1 protein-coding gene is annotated in these 272 nt (G+C 73.2%); it reads left to right on the forward strand.

Annotated features, from left to right (window positions below; translation table 11 throughout):
* Positions 1-32: 32 nt before the first annotated feature.
* Positions 33-272: hypothetical protein (locus SB775_RS29575; RefSeq protein WP_410864801.1), on the forward strand; the 240-nt coding region annotated here is incomplete at its 3' end.

The following is a 272-nucleotide window of genomic DNA, read 5'->3' on the forward strand; positions in this document are numbered from 1 at the left end:
GACGGCCAGATCGCCGACGAGGTGAGCGCGCGATGACGACCCTCCGTCTCGCCTGGCTGTTCGCGCGTCGCAGCGCCTCCGCGCGCTCCACCGTCGTTCTGCCCGTCGTCGCCTTCGCCGTGGTCACCGCGCTGCTGCTGATCGTCGCGGGCGGAGCGCAGGCCTTCTTCTCGTGGACCGACGACCTGGCCGGTCTCTACCAGGCACTCGCGGTGATCGCCCTGTCGCTGCTGGTCGTGCCCCTCGTCGCGCTCGGCGGCTCGGCCGCCCGG

It is taken from the genome of Peribacillus sp. SIMBA_075 (assembly GCF_046534585.1).